Genomic DNA, 825 nt, shown 5'->3' with positions numbered 1-825 from the left:
TTTTTTTTTTTAGATGTGTATAAGAGACAGGTCTGATCCTGAGCTGGATAACGTAGGGATAGATCGGTTCAAGGACATTGCCAGAACGCTTAAGAATGAGAAGTGGGATGCTATTTATAGCTCTAACTATAAACGCTCACTGGTTTCCGCAAATCTTTTGACAGTTGACGTTAACTTGAGAAGATTTGTTTCCACAGACTTTTCGGAGCGCCACTTGGGCGCACTGGACGGTAAGTCTAAGGAGCTTCTTATATCTGCTGATCCTGAGTTATCGAGAAAGTTAATAACACTTGAGTATACCCCATCCGGAGGGGAGTCGGGTCGTTCAGCGTTGGAGCGTTTTGTCCGTGGAATACATACTATTAAAAATAATCACCAAGGCCGGGTTATTGTTGTTTCTCATGGAGGTATTGTGGCACTTTTTGCTCACCACATGTTAGGGGTGCGACAGACTTCCTGCCTTCTAGAGCATGGTAATGCCCTAATAATAAAGGTCTCAGGGACTGAAATTAGTTTGATGGGCATGAATGTTCCACCCAATTCAATAGCGGAAGCGACGTACTATGGAAAATATCTTGACAAGGGATTCATGGGGCAGTGGGAGAGCATCTAGAAAAATCAGATGCCCCGTCACCGGCTCAGCTGACACATGACAGCGTGATGGCCAAGCAGGGACTTTATTTCAGAGGGGTGTAAATAGAGTCGGTATTCGCGTTCTTGGCCTTTGGAGCCTACGAAAGCGAACGAGCAATCAATTAATGGTTTTCGATCATGAGGCAATCCATGCAAGCGCTTCTAAACTAACTTTTTTATATGGGATAGGTA

The 825-nt window shown here is 44.4% G+C and carries 1 pseudogene; it reads left to right on the top strand.

Features of this window, described 5'->3' with window-relative positions:
• Nucleotides 1-28 precede the first annotated feature (28 nt).
• Nucleotides 29-613, top strand: a pseudogene (locus tag ALO43_RS02355) (histidine phosphatase family protein); the annotation flags it as partial.
• Nucleotides 614-825 lie beyond the last annotated feature (212 nt).

The sequence above is a fragment of the Pseudomonas tremae genome, from assembly GCF_001401155.1.
GTDB lineage: Bacteria > Pseudomonadota > Gammaproteobacteria > Pseudomonadales > Pseudomonadaceae > Aquipseudomonas > Aquipseudomonas tremae.
This window is presented reverse-complemented; position numbering and strand designations above follow the sequence as displayed.